The 20,460-nt window shown below is 42.3% G+C and carries 16 protein-coding genes and 1 pseudogene; 1 reads left to right on the top strand and 16 read right to left on the bottom strand.

Going from position 1 to position 20,460, the window contains the following annotated elements:
• The 3 genes and pseudogenes from CDG77_RS13585 to trpA form a co-directional block, all read right to left on the bottom strand.
• Positions 1–266, bottom strand: a pseudogene (locus CDG77_RS13585) (anthranilate phosphoribosyltransferase); the annotation flags it as partial.
• Between the two features lie 139 nt (positions 267–405).
• Positions 406–1,635, bottom strand: coding sequence for a tryptophan synthase subunit beta (trpB, locus tag CDG77_RS13580; protein WP_094329890.1), 1,230 nt, complete (start codon positions 1,633–1,635; stop codon positions 406–408).
• A gap of 152 nt (positions 1,636–1,787) precedes the next feature.
• On the bottom strand, positions 1,788–2,615 hold the full coding sequence (gene trpA / locus CDG77_RS13575) for a tryptophan synthase subunit alpha (protein WP_094329889.1): 828 nt from the start codon (positions 2,613–2,615) through the stop codon (positions 1,788–1,790).
• Positions 2,616–2,717: 102 nt separating this feature from the next.
• On the opposite strand from trpA, the gene CDG77_RS35430 reads away from it, so the two are divergent.
• Positions 2,718–3,020 carry a hypothetical protein gene (locus CDG77_RS35430; RefSeq protein ID WP_143857022.1) on the top strand — a complete coding sequence of 101 codons (303 nt, stop codon included), beginning with the start codon at positions 2,718–2,720 and terminating at the stop codon, positions 3,018–3,020.
• A gap of 134 nt (positions 3,021–3,154) precedes the next feature.
• Here the strand turns inward: CDG77_RS35430 and trpC are convergent, their stop codons facing one another.
• From trpC to CDG77_RS36475, 13 genes are all read right to left on the bottom strand, one after another.
• Positions 3,155–3,982, bottom strand: coding sequence for an indole-3-glycerol phosphate synthase TrpC (trpC, locus tag CDG77_RS13570; RefSeq protein ID WP_094329888.1), 828 nt, complete (start codon positions 3,980–3,982; stop codon positions 3,155–3,157).
• Positions 3,983–4,074: 92 nt separating this feature from the next.
• The gene (locus CDG77_RS13565; RefSeq protein WP_094329894.1) at positions 4,075–6,276 is read right to left on the bottom strand and encodes an anthranilate synthase; all 2,202 of its coding nucleotides are present in this window, start codon (positions 6,274–6,276) and stop codon (positions 4,075–4,077) included.
• Between the two features lie 464 nt (positions 6,277–6,740).
• A complete protein-coding gene (locus CDG77_RS13560; protein ID WP_094329887.1) occupies positions 6,741–7,925 on the bottom strand; it encodes a 3-dehydroquinate synthase in 1,185 nt (394 codons plus the stop codon).
• Positions 7,922–8,566, bottom strand: coding sequence for a DsbA family oxidoreductase (locus tag CDG77_RS13555; RefSeq protein WP_094329886.1), 645 nt, complete (start codon positions 8,564–8,566; stop codon positions 7,922–7,924). Before CDG77_RS13555 ends, CDG77_RS13560 begins: the two co-directional genes overlap by 4 nt.
• 116 nt (positions 8,567–8,682) lie before the next feature.
• Positions 8,683–9,762 carry a bifunctional chorismate mutase/prephenate dehydrogenase gene (gene tyrA / locus CDG77_RS13550; protein ID WP_094329885.1) on the bottom strand — a complete coding sequence of 360 codons (1,080 nt, stop codon included), beginning with the start codon at positions 9,760–9,762 and terminating at the stop codon, positions 8,683–8,685.
• An 18-nt stretch (positions 9,763–9,780) separates the two neighbouring features.
• Positions 9,781–11,070, bottom strand: coding sequence for a glycosyltransferase family 4 protein (locus tag CDG77_RS13545; RefSeq protein ID WP_094329884.1), 1,290 nt, complete (start codon positions 11,068–11,070; stop codon positions 9,781–9,783).
• A 164-nt stretch (positions 11,071–11,234) separates the two neighbouring features.
• Positions 11,235–12,404, bottom strand: a complete 1,170-nt coding sequence (gene scyF / locus CDG77_RS13540) for a scytonemin biosynthesis PEP-CTERM protein ScyF (RefSeq protein ID WP_094329893.1) — start codon at positions 12,402–12,404, stop codon at positions 11,235–11,237.
• A gap of 156 nt (positions 12,405–12,560) precedes the next feature.
• Entirely contained in the window at positions 12,561–13,859 is a 1,299-nt protein-coding gene (locus CDG77_RS13535) for a ScyD/ScyE family protein (RefSeq protein WP_094329883.1), read from the bottom strand.
• Positions 13,860–13,956: 97 nt separating this feature from the next.
• On the bottom strand, positions 13,957–15,225 hold the full coding sequence (locus tag CDG77_RS13530; RefSeq protein WP_094329882.1) for a ScyD/ScyE family protein: 1,269 nt from the start codon (positions 15,223–15,225) through the stop codon (positions 13,957–13,959).
• A gap of 78 nt (positions 15,226–15,303) precedes the next feature.
• Positions 15,304–16,275, bottom strand: coding sequence for a scytonemin biosynthesis cyclase/decarboxylase ScyC (gene scyC, locus CDG77_RS13525; protein WP_094329881.1), 972 nt, complete (start codon positions 16,273–16,275; stop codon positions 15,304–15,306).
• 25 nt (positions 16,276–16,300) lie between these two features.
• A complete protein-coding gene (gene scyB, locus CDG77_RS13520; protein WP_094329880.1) occupies positions 16,301–17,362 on the bottom strand; it encodes a tryptophan dehydrogenase ScyB in 1,062 nt (353 codons plus the stop codon).
• A gap of 303 nt (positions 17,363–17,665) precedes the next feature.
• Positions 17,666–19,540: a scytonemin biosynthesis protein ScyA gene (gene scyA, locus CDG77_RS13515; RefSeq protein ID WP_094329879.1), complete on the bottom strand. Its 1,875-nt coding sequence runs from the start codon at positions 19,538–19,540 to the stop codon at positions 17,666–17,668.
• 98 nt (positions 19,541–19,638) lie between these two features.
• Complete coding sequence (locus CDG77_RS36475) at positions 19,639–19,791, bottom strand: hypothetical protein (RefSeq protein WP_181154488.1); 153 nt, start codon at positions 19,789–19,791, stop codon at positions 19,639–19,641.
• Positions 19,792–20,460: the final 669 nt, after the last annotated feature.

Below are 20,460 nucleotides of genomic sequence, written 5' to 3'. Positions count from 1 at the left end.
GGACTGGGGACCGGGGATTGGGATTGTAAGACGCTGGCCATGCCGACTAATTCTTCGGCGGATACGCCTTTGGCTTGAATTGCGGTTAAAATCGCTCCTGATAAAACATGAGGGATAGAATCTGTGAGCCAACCTTGCATCAAATCTGTAGCTTGAGGAGTCGTCAACGATTGCCGATTTAGCAACTGTTGTAATAAAGCTGGCCAGTTGTAGAACTCAGAAGGGATGGAGATATTCTCAGGTGGAGTTTGAGTTACAGCGATCATTTTGGTTATTTGTCATTAAACTATTGGTCTGTTTCATTAGTTATGAAGGGAGAATAAGTTTGTAGTAAGGACTTTAGTCCTGGATTTTTAAGCACTGAAGTGCTTACTACAAACCCATCAGGATTAATGACATGAAGCGCTAAGGAATCAGGACTTTTGCGACGGTTTGGACATCCTTATCACCTCTGCCGGAACAATTGATGACAATGCGGGGGTTGCCTTTTAACTGAGGGCAAAGGGTTTCGAGATATGCGATCGCATGAGCAGTTTCTAAAGCTGGGATAATTCCCTCTAGTTGGGAAAGTCTTTGAAATGCTTCTAAGGCTTGCTTATCGGTGACACTGTAATATTCAGCGCGACCAAGATCCTTTAAATAACTATGCTCAGGCCCAACGCCGGGATAATCTAACCCGGCACTAATTGAATGGGCTTCGATGACTTGACCATCATCATCTTGCAGTAAATAGCTCATTGCACCGTGCAATACACCTATTCTTCCCTTTGTCAAGGTAGCAGCGTGTTTTTCTGTATCTACTCCTTCACCTGCGGCTTCGACTCCAATTAGACGCACTGAAGTTTCATGGACAAATTCATTGAATAAGCCGATGGCATTGGAACCTCCACCCACGCAAGCCAGTAAAATATCTGGTAATCCTCCCCATTTCTCTTGGGATTGAGCGCGAGTTTCTACGCCAATTACGGCGTGGAAGTCACGGACAATCATCGGGTAAGGATGAGGCCCGGCAACAGAACCTAAGATGTAATGGGTTGTTTCTACATTCGTCACCCAATCTCGAATTGCTTCAGATGTTGCATCCTTGAGAGTTCCCGTACCTGCCTCTACTGGACGAACTTCTGCCCCCATTAATTTCATGCGGAAGACATTCAGCGATTGGCGTTCCATATCGTGGATGCCCATGTAAATCACGCATTTCAAACCAAACCTAGCACATACGGTTGCAGTTGCTACACCATGTTGCCCTGCACCTGTCTCGGCAATAATCCGTTGCTTACCCATGCGTTTAGCGAGTAATACTTGAGCTAAAGCATTATTAATTTTGTGAGCGCCTGTATGATTTAAATCTTCACGCTTTAAATAGATTTGCGGCCCTGTGCCATCTGGTCTAGCGTAATTTGTTGTCAAACGTTCAGCAAAATATAATGGGCTGGGTCGTCCTACATAATCGCGCAGTAAGTTTTGCAGTTCTGCTTGGAAACTCGGCTCGTTGCGATATTGATGAAATGCTGCTTCTAATTCACTTAATGCGGGCATTAAGGTTTCGGGGACGTATTTACCACCGAATCTGCCAAATCTGCCTAAAGAATCTGGTTGGACAGTTGCAGTCTTGATGTCTTGTATGCTTACCACTGGTTAAAATCCTTTTACATTCAAATATATTTTCGAGAACTAATACCACAGCCAAGATTTCCTTCTTATTTCTTTCTTCCTTCGTGTCCTTCGCGGTTCGTTATTTATCGAACCGCAAAGGACGCAAAGTAAAGAAGAAAAAGAGAGTTTTTTTACTTTGCTGAACCAACTTTTTGCAGGGATGCAGAAGTAATTGCTGCTTTCAGTTCTTGACACAATTCTTTCACAGCAAGCAATCCTTCGCTTGGGCTACCTTCAGCTAATCGTTTGACAAAGGCGCTACCAACAATCACGGCATCTGCTCCCCATTCCATTACTTGATGCGCTTGTTCTGGTGCTGAAATGCCAAAACCAACGCCGATGGGTTTATCGGTGACGCTTCGCAAATCTGTAATTAAATCTTTTACGCGGTGTTGGATTTGAGCGCGGATACCTGTAACCCCAGTAACGCTTACCAAGTAAATAAAACCCTGAGATTGACGAGCGATCGCTAAAATCCTATCTTTAGAACTAGTGGGAGCTACCAGTAAAATTACCTCAATTCCAAAAGATGCAGCAGTCTGGATTAATTCTTCTGCTTCTTCTAAGGGTAAATCTGGCACTACCAAGCCTCGCGCCCCAGCAGTGGCAATTTGCGCCAAAAATGTCTTAATACCCCGGTGCAAAATGGGATTGTAATAAGTAAATAGAATGATTGGCGCTTTTAGGGTAGGAGTTACAGCTTCCAACATCTCTAATACTTGCTCTAATTTCGTGCCTTTTTGTAAAGCGCGGGTTGCTGCTGCTTGAATTACAGGCCCATCTGCGAGAGGATCGGAGTAGGGAATGCCCAACTCGATAAAGTCAGCACCATTGCGATCTAAGATTCGTAAAGCTTCGGCAGTGGTTTCTAAGTTAGGATCGCCTGCTGTGATAAAGGGGATTAAAGCACACTGTTGGCGATCGCGTAAAGTTTTAAAATCAGCAGAGATAGAAGTCATTTTGGAAAATAGTTAATGATTAGTTAATAGTTCTGCAAAAATCAACATTTAAGAATTAGCGATACCCACGCTATATTTGTTGTTGTCGAGCCTTTTTACTCGGTGAACGAGCCTTTTTACTCGGTGGATGAGCCTTTTTGCTCGGTGGATGAGCCTTTTTACTCGGTGGACGAGCCTTTTTGCTCGGTGAATGAGCCTTTTTACTCGGTGGATGAGCCTTTTTGCTCGGTGGATGAGCCTTTTTGCTCGGTGAATGAGCCTTTTTACTCGGTGGATGAGCCTTTTTACTCGGTGGATGAGCCTTTTTACTCGGTGAATGAACCTTTTTGCTCGGTGAATGAGCCTTTTTACTCGGTGGACGAGCCTTTTTACTCGGTGGTCAAGTATCAGAGCTTCATTTTTTGAAGTAATATAGCGCTTCTCGTTTGGATGGAATACACTTTGACCTCTCTCCAAACCTCTCTCTTAAAAGGAGAGAGGCTTTGAATCTTACTCCCCTTCCCTTGCAGGGAAGGGGCTGCTCTTGTTAGGTCTGTATTCTAAGAAAGCCTTAAAAGACTCCGCGCAGCTTGTTCTACATCGCTTTGTTTAACTAAAGACTCTCCAACTAAAACCGCACGAACACCAGCTTCAGCAACAAGAGATAAATCAGCAGGTGTATAGAATCCAGACTCGCTGACAACAGTGATATCCAAACTTTGCAAATATTGGTGATGCTGTGTTAAAAGTTGCTGTGTTATTCCTAAATCAACCGTAAAATCTTCTAGATTGCGATTGTTGATTCCCACTAAATGCAAGTCGTCAAGCTTAAGCACTCTATCTAGTTCAGCCAAAGTATGGACTTCTACCAGTGCATTCATGCCCAAATCGTGAATTACTCGCAGAAAGTTTTGCAATTCTTGGTCTGATAAAATAGCGGCAATCAACAAAACTGCATCTGCGCCTGCTGTCCGTGCTAGATAGATTTGATAAGGGTCAATGATGAATTCTTTGCACAGTAGGGGTAATGCAACGTGCGATCGCACACGCCGCAGATTGTCAAAACTGCCCTGAAAAAACTTACAATCGGTGAGGACTGATAGACAAGCTGCACCACCTCGTTCATAAGCTAGAGCGATCGCTACTGGGTCAAAATCTGCCCGAATAATCCCACGGCTGGGTGATGCCTTTTTTACCTCGGCAATTAAGCTAGGTTGCTGAGGATTTTGTTGTAAAGCAGCCAAGAAATTTCGGACAGGTGGAGCCGTAATTAACTGCTGTTGCAAAGAAGCTAAAGGAAATTCCTGCTGCATCTGTGCAACTTCTTGCCTCTTATGCAACACAATCTCTTCAAGAATATGGCGAGAAGCGGTAACTTGGTTAGTCATAAAATGCTTGGGGGAATGGAGAGCAGGGGGAGCAGGGGAAGTAGGGGAAGTAGGGAAAAAATAACTAATGCCCAATGACAAATAACAAATGACTAATGACCAATAACCAATGACTCTTTCGTTGTATATGCACGCACCACATTTTTAATGATTTCCAGACCAACTTCTCCCGCTAAAGTCATGATTGATTCTGGATGAAACTGAACGGCGGCGATGGGAAGTGTCTGATGTTCAATGCCCATAATTACGTCGTCATCAGAAATTGCTGTCACCTTCAGTTCTTTCGGCAAATACTCCGGGAGAGCAAACAATGAGTGATATCTACCCACGGTAAAGGATTCTGGTAAATTGTTGAAGGTAACAGAATCGGAATCGGTAACGAAAATCCGTGAAGATTTCCCATGTTGAGGATAGTTGAGAACTCCTAATTGTCCATCAAAAGCTTCAACTATGCCTTGCAGCCCCAGACAAACTCCGAAAATGGGAATTTTGCGATGAAGGATAGCACCGACAGTCTGGGGAACCCGAAAATCACTTGGTCTACCAGGGCCGGGAGATAATACAACTAAGTCAGGGCGTTCTGTATCGAATAGCGATTCTGAGAAACCATGACGGAGTGTGGTGACACTTGCACCAGTTTGGCGAATGTAATTAGCTAATGTATGAACAAATGAGTCTTCATAGTCTATTAGTAAGATGCGTTTGCCAGTTGCCGCACAAGGAAAAATTTTAGTTGATTTTATAGAACTGGATTCATCAATTTTTTGACTGCTTTGCTTAACACGGCGAATCGTTTCAAATAAAGCAGCCGCTTTGGTGATTGTTTCTTGTTCTTCTGCTTGGGGTATGGAGTCATAAAGAACAGTAGCCCCAACTCGCACTTCAGCGATGCAGTCTTTTAATCGGATTGTCCGCAGAATTAAGCCAGTATTTAAATTGCCATTGAAATTTAAATAACCGACTGCGCCACCATACCAACGGCGGGCGCTACGTTCGTGCTGTTCAATAAAATCTATTGCGGCTTTTTTGGGTGCGCCGGTGACTGTAACCGCCCAAGTGTGGGAAAGAAAGGCATCTAAAGCATCAAATTGCGATCGCAGTGTCCCTTCAACATGATCAACTGTATGAATCAAATGGCTGTATAATTCAATTTGGCGACGACCAATCACTTGAACTGAGCCAGGTTCGCAGATTCGGGATTTGTCATTGCGATCGACATCAGTACACATAGTCAACTCAGCTTCATCTTTGTGAGAGTTGAGTAAATGACGAATTTGCACCGCATCATCGAGAGCATCTAGTCCCCGGCTAATAGTGCCACTAATAGGACAAGTTTCTACCCGCTTCCCTTCAACTCGCACAAACATTTCTGGAGATGCGCCAATTAGATATTCTCCACCTAAATTAAAAATAAACCCATAAGGACTAGGATTTATATCCTTTAAAGTTTCAAATAGTTTGCTGGGTTCATCTTCATAGTCTTCAAAAAAGTTTTGGCTAGGAACAACTTCAAATAAATCCCCTCGGCGGAAATAATCGAGTGCAGACTCAACTTTTTTTGCATACTCGCCTACTTTATGATCGGCAGTTTGATTTGGGAGAAGATGTTTCCCGCGATAATCAATAGACTCACCTGTTCGAGGCAGATTCTTTGTACTGCCGGATGCTGTTTCAAAATCATATTGTAAACGAAAGGCGCTTTGTTGATAATAGTCAACAACTATCAATTCATCTGGGAGATAAAGCACCAAATCGCGCTGATCTGTAGGACGTTCCAGACGTTGGGTAATTGGTTCAAACTGAAAAACTAAGTCATAACCAAAAGCCCCATACAATCCTAAATGCTCATCTTCTGGGCTAGAGAAAGTATGTATAATTTCGCGGACAACTGTAAATGCTGAAGGTTGCTTACTGCGTTCTTCTTCAGTAAATAATCTCTTACTAGCTTTAACAAAGCCGACAATATTATTATTGTCTAAAGTAACTTTCTCAAGTTGGCTTGAGTTGGATAAACACTCTAATAGTAATGGTAAAAGTACCTGGCCGCGTTCATTCAACGCTATCAAATTGAAAGCATTTTCTTGTGTACTTAATTCCAATGGTGGATTGACAAATCCGATTGCCCATCTTTTATATCTGCCTGGATATTCGTAGCTACTTCTTAGCAAGCCGCCACGCTGAGAATTTAAGTGAAACAGAATATCTTCGAGAGCGGTGTCCATCTTCACTTCGGTGATGGAGCGAGAAACAATTACGCCACCAAGGGTTTTATAGGAACGGGAATTAAAAGTCATGGGTAATTTCTCACTAATTGTCATTTGTCATTTGTAGATATGACGATGCTATCTGAGTTGTGAAGATTAAATGACCGCCTTATCTACTAGAGGCTTTGCTAACGCAAAGTATATCGTAGAGAAAAAAGAATATTTATGAATGCTATAAACAACTAATCTAAATAGCTTGACATCAATCCAAAATAACCTATTTTAACCTGCGAATTAATTGTAAAAAATGTAATCAAAACCTTTTTATTTCTTATTTAAGATTACTAGATATCAAGCAGATAATACATTGAATAATTTTTCGATCGAGTGTCAATTTATTCGCTTTTTATACTGCTTATCTAGCACTTCTCCGAATAACTATATTTGAAATTCTCCGCCTCCCTCAAAAGTAGTATATCGTCTCAAAACTTATTATTTAACCTCTGCATTACTCTGCGCTTCCCTCCGCGTCCCTTTGCGTTTAAAATCCTCTCCTAAAACCCCTGCAACAGCGAAATCGCTTCCCTATACAACAACCAATTCACCTCATGAACCTCAATTCCTTTCCCAATCCCTTGTAACAACATTAAAGTCAACTCTCCCCCCAAATGTTCCCGGAACTCAGTTAAACCCCGAAACAAACAATCAGGATCTTCTAGTTCTGATAACTTCTCAGCCATTTCTGGCACATATAACGTGAAACCCAACGCCGATAAAGTATTTAATATCCGTTGCCATTCTGAGCAATCAAGCAATCCTATTAAATAAGAATAAGTGCTATCCAAAGCAATACCGATCGCAACAGCTTCGCCATGACGCAGGCGATAATTTGTCAAATGCTCCAGTTTATGAGCCGCCCAATGTCCAAAATCCAGAGGACGAGACGAACCCATCTCAAAAGGATCGCCGCTATTGGCAATATGTTCAAGGTGCAACTGGGCGCAACGATAAATAACTTGTTGCATAGCATCCATATCTCGCCGCCCAAGGGCTTTGCTGTGAGAATGGATATAATCGAAAAATTTAGCATCCTTAATCAGCGCCACTTTCACGGCTTCTGCAATCCCAGAACGCCAATCGCGATCGTCTAGGCTTGTCAAAAACGCAGAGTCATTTATAACTGCATAAGGTGGCGCAAATGTGCCGAGAAAGTTCTTTTTACCAAAGGCATTGATGCCGTTTTTTACTCCAACCCCAGAATCATTTTGCGCTAACACCGTTGTCGGAACGCGAATCAGGCGAATTCCCCGGTGAGCAGTTGCAGCAGCGTATCCTACCAAATCCAATACCGCCCCGCCCCCGATCGCTAACACATAAGAATGGCGACATAATCCGGCTGTTTCAATGAGTTGCTGGATTTGCTCTACTAAAGTGCGATCGTTTTTAGCAGCTTCTCCTCCCGAAATTATCATGGGTTCAGCTGCGATCGCTAGTACCTCTCCATAAAACTTGGTATACGCAACTAATTGCTTCACCAATTCCGGTTGATACTTTAATATTCCTGCGTCTACCACCGCAACTAATTTCTTCGGCTTTGTCTCGTCATCTGCTGTCACCACTTGCGCTAGCGTCGGGTTTTTCAACTCAAATAAATTTTGGGTGAAGTAAACCTCGTAGTTAAAAGTAACCGAAACACGTTGATGAATTAATCTACTTTTTTGCTTGATGTCAACTATCATATTTTTGCAGGTATATCTAAAAGTGCAGCACGATTCAAAGCTTCAAGGAAAACTTCTACCGAGTGAGAACCATTTACCTTGACTTGATTATTCATGATGAAAAACGGCACGCTGTTGATGCCATTTAACCGAGCAAATTCCGATTCAGTAACAACTACATCAGCTACATCACGATTGTTTAATTGCAACTTTAATTCGGTACTATCCATCTGATATGCTGTACCGATGGCAACAATAACGTTAATATCTCCAATGTTCAAACCCTTTTCAAAGTAAGCTCTATAAATAGCTTCGACGACATTATTTTTTACGTTTGCAGGTGCTAGTGCAATCAGTTGATGAGAAAGCTGAGTATTAACAGCCAAACGGATTTTGTCAAAATCTAGCTTAACTCCAGCCGCCTCACCTGCGCGTTGCGTATAATCAAATATCTGTTGCATTTCTGAGGCTTTAATGCCTTTTCTATTTTGCATAAAACTACGAAATTCGTATCCCTCAGCAGGAACAGTATTATCCAGAAGAAAAGGATGCCATCGGATATGTACTTCTTGTTCTTGCCATTGTGCCAGTGCATCAAACAGATGCTTTTTCCCAATTCTGCACCAAGGACAAACGGTATCATGAAAAATGTCTATCAGCATATTTTTCTTTATTCATCCATTTCTTAATGAGGCTGTACTAAATTTTATTGCCTCTCTCTTTCTTCCTTTGCGTCCTTAGCGCCCTTTGCGGTTCGTTCCTCATAAAAAATTATTATTCAAATGCTAATATTCTGTGGTTTAAAATCTCTTTGGATACCCGTTGCATTTAAAGGCTGGAGAAAACTGTTAATTTTCTCTTCAAAAAAACCTTGAGTATTTTCAAACTCTTTAATTAATGCCTCTCTATCCTTCCTAGCCACCAGTCTAGCCAAACGACTGTAAGTATTAGCCAAAAAGCTAATAGCATTACATCTTTCTTCAGTAGCTAGCATAATATCAACACATAAATTAGGATTTTGAGAAAACAAACGTTTCACAATATCAATTTCTTGACGATAATTAGGAGTTGACATTGTTAAACTCTGCTCTATCTCAACTCTTGTTTGTGCTAAGAAAACCCCAAGACTAAATCTACAGAAATGCTGCGTTGCTTGAATAATCACCATCATTCTATCGTGTTCTTCAGGCGTGCAAACAATTAACTCACCACCTTTACTTTCTAGAAAATCTAATAACCATTGAAATGAATCATCATTTCGTCCTGGACACACCACCACTTTTTGTCCTAAAAACGATTTGATATTTGGCCCAAACATGGGATGTAAACCCATAACAGGGCCACAATGGTGTTCGAGCATTGCTTGAGTAGGCTGTGTCTTAATACTTGTGATGTCACACAAAGCTGTAGTTGGGGCGAGATATTTTGCTGCCCGCTTAATAACATCAACCGTATATTCAATAGGAATGCTTACTAATACTAATTCTGCCTGATTTAACAGTTTATCTGCATATTCCCAATCATCATGTTCGAGAACGCTAACATTATGACCTACTACAGAAAGCTGCTCTTTAAATAATCTTCCCATCCTGCCGCGTCCACCGATGATGGTAACTTGTCGGGGAATGACATGATTTGTGGCAGATTTAGGGGTAAGACTGGCATGACAACTCTTTACTACACCCACCCAAACAGACTCAGGAATACCAGCTTGCGCGAGTAGGGGAGCGACATCAGCCAGTTGTTCATCTAAAGAAGGCTGTTCTGATGCTAATAATGATATGCGATCGCTAAGTAAGGCGATCAAGCTCTGGTCAGTTTTTTTAAGCCGATCTGAATAAGAGGATTTCAGAGGCATTTTTATCGTCCCCAATTTTCAAATATCAACAAGTGATTCTTTAGAACTTATTTCTGGTAAGATATCCAAGTTTGTTGCTCTTTTTGCGATCGCATCAGCAAATAACTCTTCATATCGATCTAGCGCTTGCTCAAAGGAATAGTTTTCTACCGCAAACTTTCTTCCCTTACGCCCTAATTGCGCTGCTAATTCCGGCTGATTATATAAATCCAGCACTGCCGCAGCCAAAGCATTTGCTGACTCAGGCTCAACAATAACGCCGCCACCACTTTGTCTGATAGCTTTGGCAGCAGTACCGGCGGCGGGAACTGAACCCACAATCGGGCGACCACTAGCTAACAACAGTGGTATTTTAGAAGGCATATTGAAGGAAATCACATTCCGCTTTTGCACAATCAGCCCCACATCTGCGGCTGCTAACATTTGCGGTAGTTTTTCTCGCACTTCCAATGGTAAAAGTAAAACGTTATCTGCACCACATGCAAGACAATGTTTTTGCAACCTTTCGAGGGCTTTGGATTCACCGGCTACGACAAAGACAATTTCTTTTAGATGACGCAAACGGGCTGCTGCTTCTATTACTGTTTCCAAACCTTGTGTGAGAGCAATATTACCTGAATAAAGTACTACAAATTTACCATCGAGTTGATGGGTAGCTCTCCAAGAGTTATTTTCCTTCGGTAAAGGGCGAATAAAATTTAGATTTACCCAATTGGGAATGCAGGCAATTTTATTAGCAGGTACGCCTTTATTTTTTAAATTATCTACAAAACCATCGGCTATTACGCTAATAGTATGTGCAGTTCGGTAAGCAAATTTTTCTAAAGCTTCCAGAGCTTTAATCATCAACTTATTCTTAATTAGCCCAACACGCACACCAGCTTCCGGGAGAATATCTTGTACATTTAGCACTACTGGACAGTTGTATAGCCAACCTATCAAAGTTGCAGGTAAACAAACTAATAACGGCGGTACTGTTAAAAGAATTACATCAGGTCGCTCACCCTTCAGTGCTTGCGGCAAACTTGTAAATACAAAGCTCAACTCTAGCAATAGCCGGTCTATGAGGTTAGGTTTAGATTTAATCCGCAGGTAACTACGCTGAATTTTGACACCGTTTTTCTTTTCAGTAACATATAGCTTACCTTGATAACCGTCATAAATTTGACGCTGAGGATAGTTAGGCATACCTGTGATTACCCGCACTTGATGCCCCCGCTTCACCAGCCCTTCTGCTAGTTCAGTCATCAAAGGTGCAATACCAATTGGTTCTGGATGATAGTTGTATGAATAAATCAGAATTTGCATGAACTGTTAATTTCCTGGAAGCACCTTGATAATATTTGCTTTCTACTCATTGGCTAAAACTTTCGTAGGGTGTGTTACCGCGAAGCGTAACGCACCGAAATTATTGAGATGGTGCGTTAGCCAACGGCATAACGCACCCTACGAAACTACGAATTAGTAATTATTTAGCACTGTTTTTGCAGTTCCTTTTCTAAACTGAAGACTGGCTTTTGTTGCCCACGTTTCCGCAATGTGACGGTAGCAGCCCCAAGTCCAAGCAATGCTAAACCCAATGCTGAACTAGGTTCAGGTACTTGAGTTCTGCCTTCTACGTTTAATACTTGGACGCGACCTTGGAAGAAATCGCCCACATAAAGCTTGCCATTTTTGTAGCTTGTGCCACCCGTCCAGTTAAATGTGCCTGGTGTGAGGTCGAGGGGATCGCCAAAGGGTGGCTGACCTAGTTGAGGAGGTGCTGCTGCGGCAGCTTTACCATAAGCTGTCAGGAAATTACCGTTTTTATCAAATACTTGGACGCGGCTGTTGATAGAATCAGCCACATAAATATTCTCAAACTCGTCCACTTCTAGTCCGATTGGCTGATTAAACTCTCCATCGCCACTGCCTTGTTTGCCAAATGTGAACAGAGATTTACCTTCAGGATCGAGTACTTGGACGCGGTTGTTAAATTGGTCGCTAACATAAAAATTGCCACTAACCGGGGAAATTCTTAGACCTGCTGGCCCTTCAAACTGCCCTGGTTGAGTTCCAGATGTGCCAATGCTACCAATTAGTTTGCCATCCTTAGTGTATTTATTGATTTTGTCGCCGCTAAAATCACCAATATACACATTGCCAGTTTTGTCAAATGTCACACCCGATGGGCCAAAGAAAGCTCTACCTGGTATTAAACCGCCAAACTCACCAAATGAGTTAATAAAGTTACCTTGGGGATTGTAGACATTAACGCGGTTGTTAAAAACATCTCCTACATACAAATTCCCAGTCTGCGGATCGATTTCTAGGGCTGATGGCTCGTCGAATTCTCCAGCCCCTTTGCCGCCCTTACCGATCGCTCCAATATAATTACCTTGAGGATTAAATACTTCAACCTTGTTACCAATGTTTGGGTTAAAAGTGCCGTCTGGGTTAAGACCGCGACCGTTACTTACAAGGATATTCCCGGAGTTATCTACCGTTATGCCTTGGGGAACAAAGAGTTGCCCAGGGCCAAAGCCGGGGCTACCAATGCTACTGTTGTAAGTTAATGTTATAGCCTTGGCTTGGATAGATGTTGCTAAGACGGTGAATCCAGCACCGAGAATAGCAAGTGAGAAATTTTTGACTAATCCCATGAGTTTTAAGTCTTGGTTGTATGAGTTATACTCTTTCCTATACAAATTTTGTTCCCAGTTCCAGTTTGGGAACTCTAAGATTTGGGCTGCTGCCTCTTGTTTGAAATGCAACTTTCTCTGTGAGGCAGCAGCCTATTCTGTAAGCTTTATCAGGAATTAGATAATCTCTGCGTTAGCTAATTCTTTGCTGCGTTTGCGCTTCAGCATTGAAGTTGCACCTAAAGCACCAGCAACTATCAGACCTATTGCCGAGTTGGGTTCGGGGACTTTGGTTACTCTGGGATCGATCTTGATAACTTGTCCTGTTCCTGCAAGTCTGGCTCGATTTGAGATATATAAATCACCATCAGGGCCATAAGTGATACCAGAAGCAGCTTCTAGTCCATCACCACTCCAGATAGTTTCACGAGTCCCATCAGTGCCTATTTTGATTAAAGAACCACTAATATCGCCAGTGATAATACCGCCCTGTTGAATCTCCTTCCATTCGGAATGATTGATGTGTTGCAAGGCGTATAAGTTGCCGTCAGGGTCATAAGCTACGCCAGTCAGTTGTGTAAAGCCATCGTCAATAACTTTTGATTGCAAGGTATTAGGGTCAAAGCTAAAGATCCGTGCTTCTTTCTCTGGATAGGGAAAATAAGTGTATTCGCTGACTGTTAAACTGCCATCTGGAGCGATCGCAATTCCAGTCGGTACTGATTGCTGTGTTACAGGAAGCGTAGATGGATCTACACCAGGCCCAAGATCGGGGAATTCCAGTTTGCTTCTATCTATCACTTTCTCAGGAACTGCCGCGACGTTCTTAATCCCACTGCCATCGAGTCCCACAGTATATATACTGTTTCCGCCCCCATCAACTACGTAAGCAGTCTCGTCTTTAATTGCAAAAGCATAGGGGTTGGAAATTATATCAGTACCATCAGGATTAAATGCAGTTTCATAAGCTCCAAAATCTGCAAGGGTTGTCAACCCTCCAGTTTTTAAGTCTACTTTGTATAATTTACCGAGGTCAGGTGATTTTAAAACGGTATCACGGTTGGTTGGATCGCCTGCAAGACCTGTCAAAAGATAAGCGTTACCTAGAGAATCAAATTTGATATCCGCAGGCCCGGCTGCTTGTTCTCCAGAGGGTGATAATGCTAAAGAAGTTAGATTTGAAATAATACTTGTTTTTGTACCGTCCTGAGCAATTTTGAGCAGGGAGCCATTCTGACCAGCACATAAAGGAATATATCCGGCGCTAGGTGATGCAATGCATCTTCCGTCTTTTCCATCACCGCCAGAACCACTTTCTGTAACATAAAGGTTGCCCGTAGAATCAAAGCCGATGCCGCGTGGATTGCTAAGACCATCGGCAACTACTGTTAGGCTTGCAGCTTCGGCAGCTTTGGGTGCAGATACGGCAGCAATACAAACAGTCAAAAGTGTAAGAGTAAATGATTTGAGTTTCATACCTTTGGAGATTGAAAATTAAGTAAGTGGAAAACTTTATGGTTTGAAAGACAACGAATCCCAGTTTTTAAGGAACGCGCAATTGGTTTGAAACTCTTTAGTTGAGATTTATGGGAGGTGTGGGGATTCTCTTCTTGTGCAACCAACCAACGCCCAAGGCTGCGATCGCTAATACGCCTAAAACAGAATCAGGTTCAGGAATAGATTTAGTATTTTCAATTCTGAGAACTTGCCCAAATCCTGGGCGATCGCCTCGGTTGGTGACGTATACTGCACCATCAGCACCAATAGTCAGGGCGCTAGGTGACTCTAATCCATCGCCACTCAGCAGAGTTGTGCGAGTTCCATCAGCAGCTATTTTGATGACAGAACCATCCAGATTACCCTTCCAGGCTGACTGATTGGCGTACTGCAAAGCATATAAGTTGCCCTCAGGATCAAATTTCAAGTTTGTGAGTTGGGTAAAACCATCCGCAAAAACTGTTGATGTCCCATCAGCACCGACTCGATAGATTTTTGCGCCACCCTCAGGGAAGGGAAAACCAGTAAATTGGCTGACATAATAAGCACCATCAGGGCCTTTGGTCACACTTGAGGGGACTGCTTGGGTTGCAAACTCCGATGGCACCTCTTCATCTTGAGATGGCACCTGTGCTGGTTCATTGGATGGAGTCCCAGAGGGTGGAAAGATGGGATTAGCTAATATGTCTTCAGGGAATGTAGTAATAGCTTGCAAATTACTACCATCAGTATTAACGCTGAGTAAGTCATTTGCACCTGCATCAACTGCAACTAACTTATTGCCATCTATTGCAAAACCCAAGGGATTACTACCGACATCACCACCATCGGGATTGTTGGCGAGTTCATAGTTAGCTAAATCGGCAATAGTCGTCCAGGAGTTGGTATTAAAATCGGGAGCGATGATTTTACCGAGGTCAGTGTAACCTAAATTGCGATCGCGAAAGGTTGGATTCGCCCCATACCCAATCAGAACATAAGGTTTACCTGTAGCATCAAATTTGATGTCACGAGGACCAGCGCCTCCAGTCCCATCTGGTAATGCTAGGGAAGGAAGTCCTGTAAGTATGCGTTCGGTTTTACCATTCTCAATTTTAGTAACTGCTCCAGTTGCGCCATAACATAATGAATCGCCTTGACCGCTTGCTGGTGGAACGCAACCTCCACTTCCCCCGATTCCCGCCTCTGTAACATAGAGATTCCCATCAGGGCCAAAGCTCAAACCTCCGGCATTATATAGTCCGTCGGCGATGACTGAAAAGGATGTGGCTGATGCAGCTTTCATTCCAGAAAAGGCGGCAACACAAAAGGTAAAGATGGTAATAGTAAGTTGTTTTAGTTTCATAATTTTGTTCTTTGTCATTAGTCATTTGTCATTCGTCCTTTGTTATTTGACCAATGACCAATGACCAATGACCAATGACTAATTACTAATGACTAGATCCTCTTGAACTTTTGGTAGATAGCTCATTCCCCGGTCAAATGATTTTAGATTGCCGGCTTTGGCTTCGAGTAAACGTTTGATGTTCATGCTTTCAGCACCAAAGTCTTCAATTTGAAGTTTGCCGTGGCTAACAGTTCCATCTGTTTTCCAGAATGTAATTCGATGCAAAATAAAACCAGAAGCTTCGGGGTCAGCGAAAGAGTATGCGGTTGGGATAAGTAAAGCTACAGAACGCTGATAATATTCGTAGTCTGGATAAAAATGCTCTTGTTCAAGCAAGTAGTATTTACTCAGACTATGAACTCGCACAGAAACTTTTACTCTTTGGTCATATTCATCTTTGAATTCACCTGATTCGGAAGTAATATCACCATTGGGACGGAGTAAATGCGCCCACTCACCTACATTTTGTAGGTCTTTTAGGTATTCAATGCCGATTTCAATTGGGGCATCAACATAAATTGTGTCTGTATCAATAAAGTGGCTTCCTTTCGCTGCTGAGGTCAGACCAGCCTTACGTTCCAAATTACCTTTGAGAGAACGACATTCAGAGGTATGTACTGTATGAATTCCCTGCATAATCATCTGAGTCTGTCGTTTGGGATCGACAAAGCTTAACCAATGAAAATACACGCCTTTTTCATCTGTCCCTGGCTCGATGTAGTCGGTGGGAAATAGCAAAACAGGGTAAACTTGATAATACTTTTGATACTCTAATCCGCAGTGCCACTCAATGCCGTAGAAAAGCGGATTTTCTAGTTTTTTAACGTGATAATAGAGATTTTTGTGATAACCAGATGCAGTTCCGAGCCAAGTATCTTCGTCAATTTGCTCTTTCATCCGGCTATAAAGTGTCCATTCATCCAAGTTCTTTAAACTACAAAGATAGTTAAAGGCATTCTCTGGTGAAGTCGCAATGTAAGCTGATGTCGCAAAAGTATTTTTTTCCATTTTTCACTCCTGAAGATAATAAAAATTAAGCTGCGATCGCCTGAGTCTTGCTTCGCTTACTATTGTTGATGCGGTCTTCGGCTAATCGTTTAGCAGCATCGTTGGTAGTAATTCCCTGAACTTTGGCGATATCAAAAATTGCTAACAGCGTGTCATAAATGTTATGTACTTGCTTGAAAGCTTTTTCTTCGTCATAACCAATCATTTCGTTGTAAACATTTATTAGCCCTCCGGCATTAATTACATAATCTGGGCTGTAGAGAATTCCTTTTTTGGTAAGCATCTGACTATGTAGTTGCTCATTCTCTAATTGATTATTAGCTGCACCAGCAATAATAGAAGCTTGCAGAAAAGGAATTGTATGGCTATTAAGAATTCCTCCTAAAGCGCAAGGAGAAAAGATATCTACATCAAGAGAGTAAATTTCGCTTGGTTCTACGATAGTTGCACCAAAAAGCCGTTTTGCTTCTTCCGCTTTTACTGGATCTACGTCGCTTACAAAAAGCTTGACATCATGCTCATGTAAGTGACGACAGAGATTTTTTCCGACATTTCCTAAGCCTTGAACGGCAACTTTCATCCCATCAAGTCTTTTGCTCTGCCAACGAGACTCCACAGCAGCTTTAATTCCGAGAAAAACTCCTAATGATGTTATGGGAGCAGGCCCACCAGATTTTTCTGATACTCCAACAACATATTTAGTTTCTTGACTGATTGTTCGGACATCATCAGGGGTAATATTGACATCTTGCCCGGTAATAAAACGTCCATTGAGACTGTTAACAAAACGTCCGTAAGCTCTTAACAGATCGTCTGTTTTATTTTCAGGATTAGCGATAATAACTGCTTTGCCGCCACCAGCCGGAATGTTTGCACAGGCAGCTTTATAAGTCATCCCCCGACTGAGACGAAGTGCGTCTTTTAAAGCAGCTTCTTCGCTGACATAAGGCATGAGTCTTGTAGCTCCCATCGCTGGGCCCAAGGTTGTGTCATGGATAGCAATAATTGCCTTAATTTCAGGATTTTTACCATGACAAAACAAAACTTGTTCGTGGCCCATTTCTCTAACAGTTTCAAATAGCAGCATCTTGACCTCAAAGTAATTAGAATTACGAAATGTAAAGAAATAGAAATAAAAGCAGTCTCGAAGATTAAGATAGGATGAAGTAACAATAAGTAAGTCCTTAAAAAATAAAAAACTTTAAGTTCCAGTTTGGCGGTGTAGTTGTTAGCTGGAAAGGCTTTTTTCGCTTCTAAATTCGTACTTCATCCTTATCTTTTGGTGAGTAGACTAAGACTGCGAATGTATCAATCAGACATATATTACAAAGTCCGTTTGATTGGGATTTTAGTGTCTATAACAATTGAATGAAATTGCCAGCTTTTAAAATCAAACCATTGGAAATGAAACTTGCTTGGCTGCACTTTTAGCTGGACTTGATTTAACTCCTTGTGCTGCCAAACTCTTATTCCGTCCACCAGAAGGTGCTGGTCGGTCGGCATCAATTACTACATCAATGAGAAAAGGAACAGATGATGCGATCGCTTGTTCTAATGCCGCTTCAATATCCGACTCTCTAACAACCACGATCGCTTCTGCTCCCATCCCACGAGCAATCATGGCGAAGTTTGTCGGTGGAAGTGTTGCATCTGCGCCCTTTAATCCCAAGATTTTCATCCCTTGATGGCACATGTTGTAACGCGCATCATTAAGGACAATCCAGATTGCGGGAATTTTGTATTTCACGGCTGTGCTGATTTCGTTATTCATCAGCATTGCTCCATCGCCAACAATCCCTACAGCCTTAGTATTGTTCGCCAGCGCTGCACCCAACACTCCAGTAACAGCGTGACCCATTGCGCCGACTCCGGTGCTGACTCGGTAACGATTGGCTTCGGCAAATTGCAATAAATGAGTTGACCAAGTAAAGGAGTTACCACACTCCGCCATTATTATGGCATCACTACCTTCAACAATTATCTTCTGAATTGCTGCCATCAATACTTCTGGCCGCACTGGATAATCTACGTCTGGTGCAGGTTCAATTGCTTTGCGTTCTGGACGAGGTAGCGACAAAGTTGTGGAATCAGGAGCATCCGGTAATTGCTGCAATAACTCTTCCACAAAAGCTTTGATATCAGACCGAACCCCGAAAGTTTCAATGTGTGGATAGGCTACACCTGGCACTTCTGGGTCAATATCTACATGGATAAAGCCGCCTTTGGGAACTAGCGCCGAACTCCAAAAGGAAGTCGGTTCGCCAAGGCGGGTTCCTAATACGAGTGTGCGTAGTGGAGGTTGTTCTTCCATATAGGTTAAGACGGAAGCATGACCCCCTAAACCTGTGACACCCACAAACTGGGGATGATCTTCGGGAAAGATACCTTTACCACGGGGTGAGCAGATGACGGCTGCTCCAGTTTTTTCAGCAAGTTGGCGGATTTCGGCTGCTGCATCCCGCGCACCGAAACCAACCCAGATAGCAAAGGGGCCAGATGATAATAACTCTACAGATTTAGCGATCGCTTCTTTGGAAGCAGTCATCGGAAATGGCGAAACATCTAGTTGGGGTAAGGCTATATCCTCAACTAAACTTGTCTGTACAGCCGTAGGAATGCTCAAATGAGCCACAAATCCGCCTGGTTGCGCCATCGCCAAAGCAAGTTTGCGAAAAATCTGCGGGAGTTGAGATGCAGATTCAATAGTTATTGCATAGTTGAATAGCGCTCCTGATGTAAAAATTCCTCCACTAGGTAATGTATAAGTGCTGGTTTCTTGAATTGCCCAGCGTCCCCGCTGCGGTGCTGAGGTGCAAGCCGATAACAAAATTACCTTTGCACCTTCACCACGAGCCGCAAATAACCCGGTCAGTGCGTTGGTGATCCCCGGCCCGGCTGTGGTAAAAACTACAGTGGGGCGATTATTGGCAAAGTATGCTTCGGTGGCTGCAAATGCTGCTCCTGCTTCATGGCGGAAGTTCAACACATCTATACTGCTATTGGATAGCGCCCCCCAAAGGCTGGCCATTGCACCACCGGCGACACCAAAAGCGTAGCTTACTCCCAAATTTTCTAACATCTGAGCGATCGCATCGGCAACTGAGAGCGTTGGGGGTGTTTCGTCATTTAAAAAAGGCTGAATTTCCTCGTTATTCTCCGATTCATCAAGCTGACGAGAAGATTCTACATATCTATTTGCTGGAAATTCTTTGTATGGCTCAGTGGTGATGAGATGAGAGTTTGAACCAGTATAGTTTTGACTCATTGGTTTCACGCAATTACATAAAGTTACACAAATGCTTTTTAGTTTACAATCACAGCACTAGCAATATTTAATCCGAACAACTCTGTTGTTTATGAGAGCTATGACCGAGTTTTAACGATGGTAGAAACGGTTGATTGCTGCTGATTGATGGTTGTGATAGCACTACCAAAAAATTTTTGCAAAGCATACAGCAAGTAAGGCTGTGCTTCTAGAAACCACAATAGAGGGGATGATGACTGATGTGCAATCAAAAATCTTTTGATGGAGGTGTCAAATTTTTCGCTTCTACAGTACTTAAGTAGATTTGCGCGAAAAACTAAACCATGTAAAGCTATGTAAACAAGCAATTAAGCTTAACTCAAGCACATCTCAGAATATTTACAAAGCTTTACATAGTTGTCTTTAATAGTACCAACTTACTGATTGAACCACTTGCAGAGATTCTTAACTTCTGATGAATACTCTAATGAAAGCATATCTGCAATGATAAATTTTTTGATAAAAGTGTCAATTCTTTCGCTGTTGTCGCGATTGCGACATTTTCAACTTAGTAATTCTGAAAAACTGAGACGCTGCGATCGCAGAAACGGCACATTACTAAATTCGCAATAGAAAATCTTTTGATATGGTTGTCAATTCTTTTGCTTTAAGACTTAGACAACTTTTTTATCTAAATTCAAGCATGAGCCGAACTACAACCGTTCTGCGGTCTTCATATTGCCACCAAAAACTCTTGGAGTCAATTATTTGTAACGAGAAAGACATCGTTTTTTAACTTTTTATATTTCCTTTAAGAGATGACTAAGCATTGAGCCCGTAATTTTTTTAAACCTGTATTTTATGTGACGTAATCCAAGGAGAACATACTTAGTATAAGAATACAATGTTTCTTTATGAGAAAACAAACACAATGTTATACG

The organism is Nostoc sp. 'Peltigera membranacea cyanobiont' 213, from assembly GCF_002245975.1.
GTDB lineage: Bacteria > Cyanobacteriota > Cyanobacteriia > Cyanobacteriales > Nostocaceae > Nostoc.
This window is presented reverse-complemented; position numbering and strand designations above follow the sequence as displayed.

Excerpts from the sequence above, each read along its gene's own strand:
- scyB (WP_094329880.1), bottom strand. The coding sequence starts at position 17,362 with ATGCTGCTATTTGAAACTGTTAGAGAAATGGGCCACGAACAAGTTTTG.
- CDG77_RS13555 (WP_094329886.1), bottom strand. The coding sequence starts at position 8,566 with ATGCTGATAGACATTTTTCATGATACCGTTTGTCCTTGGTGCAGAATT.
- CDG77_RS13560 (WP_094329887.1), bottom strand. The coding sequence starts at position 7,925 with ATGATAGTTGACATCAAGCAAAAAAGTAGATTAATTCATCAACGTGTT.
- CDG77_RS13530 (WP_094329882.1), bottom strand. The coding sequence starts at position 15,225 with ATGAAACTAAAACAACTTACTATTACCATCTTTACCTTTTGTGTTGCC.
- scyA (WP_094329879.1), bottom strand. The coding sequence starts at position 19,540 with ATGAGTCAAAACTATACTGGTTCAAACTCTCATCTCATCACCACTGAG.
- CDG77_RS13535 (WP_094329883.1), bottom strand. The coding sequence starts at position 13,859 with ATGAAACTCAAATCATTTACTCTTACACTTTTGACTGTTTGTATTGCT.
- CDG77_RS13545 (WP_094329884.1), bottom strand. The coding sequence starts at position 11,070 with ATGCAAATTCTGATTTATTCATACAACTATCATCCAGAACCAATTGGT.
- scyC (WP_094329881.1), bottom strand. The coding sequence starts at position 16,275 with ATGGAAAAAAATACTTTTGCGACATCAGCTTACATTGCGACTTCACCA.
- scyF (WP_094329893.1), bottom strand. The coding sequence starts at position 12,404 with ATGGGATTAGTCAAAAATTTCTCACTTGCTATTCTCGGTGCTGGATTC.
- trpA (WP_094329889.1), bottom strand. The coding sequence starts at position 2,615 with ATGACTTCTATCTCTGCTGATTTTAAAACTTTACGCGATCGCCAACAG.
- trpC (WP_094329888.1), bottom strand. The coding sequence starts at position 3,982 with ATGACTAACCAAGTTACCGCTTCTCGCCATATTCTTGAAGAGATTGTG.
- CDG77_RS13565 (WP_094329894.1), bottom strand. The coding sequence starts at position 6,276 with ATGACTTTTAATTCCCGTTCCTATAAAACCCTTGGTGGCGTAATTGTT.
- tyrA (WP_094329885.1), bottom strand. The coding sequence starts at position 9,762 with ATGCCTCTGAAATCCTCTTATTCAGATCGGCTTAAAAAAACTGACCAG.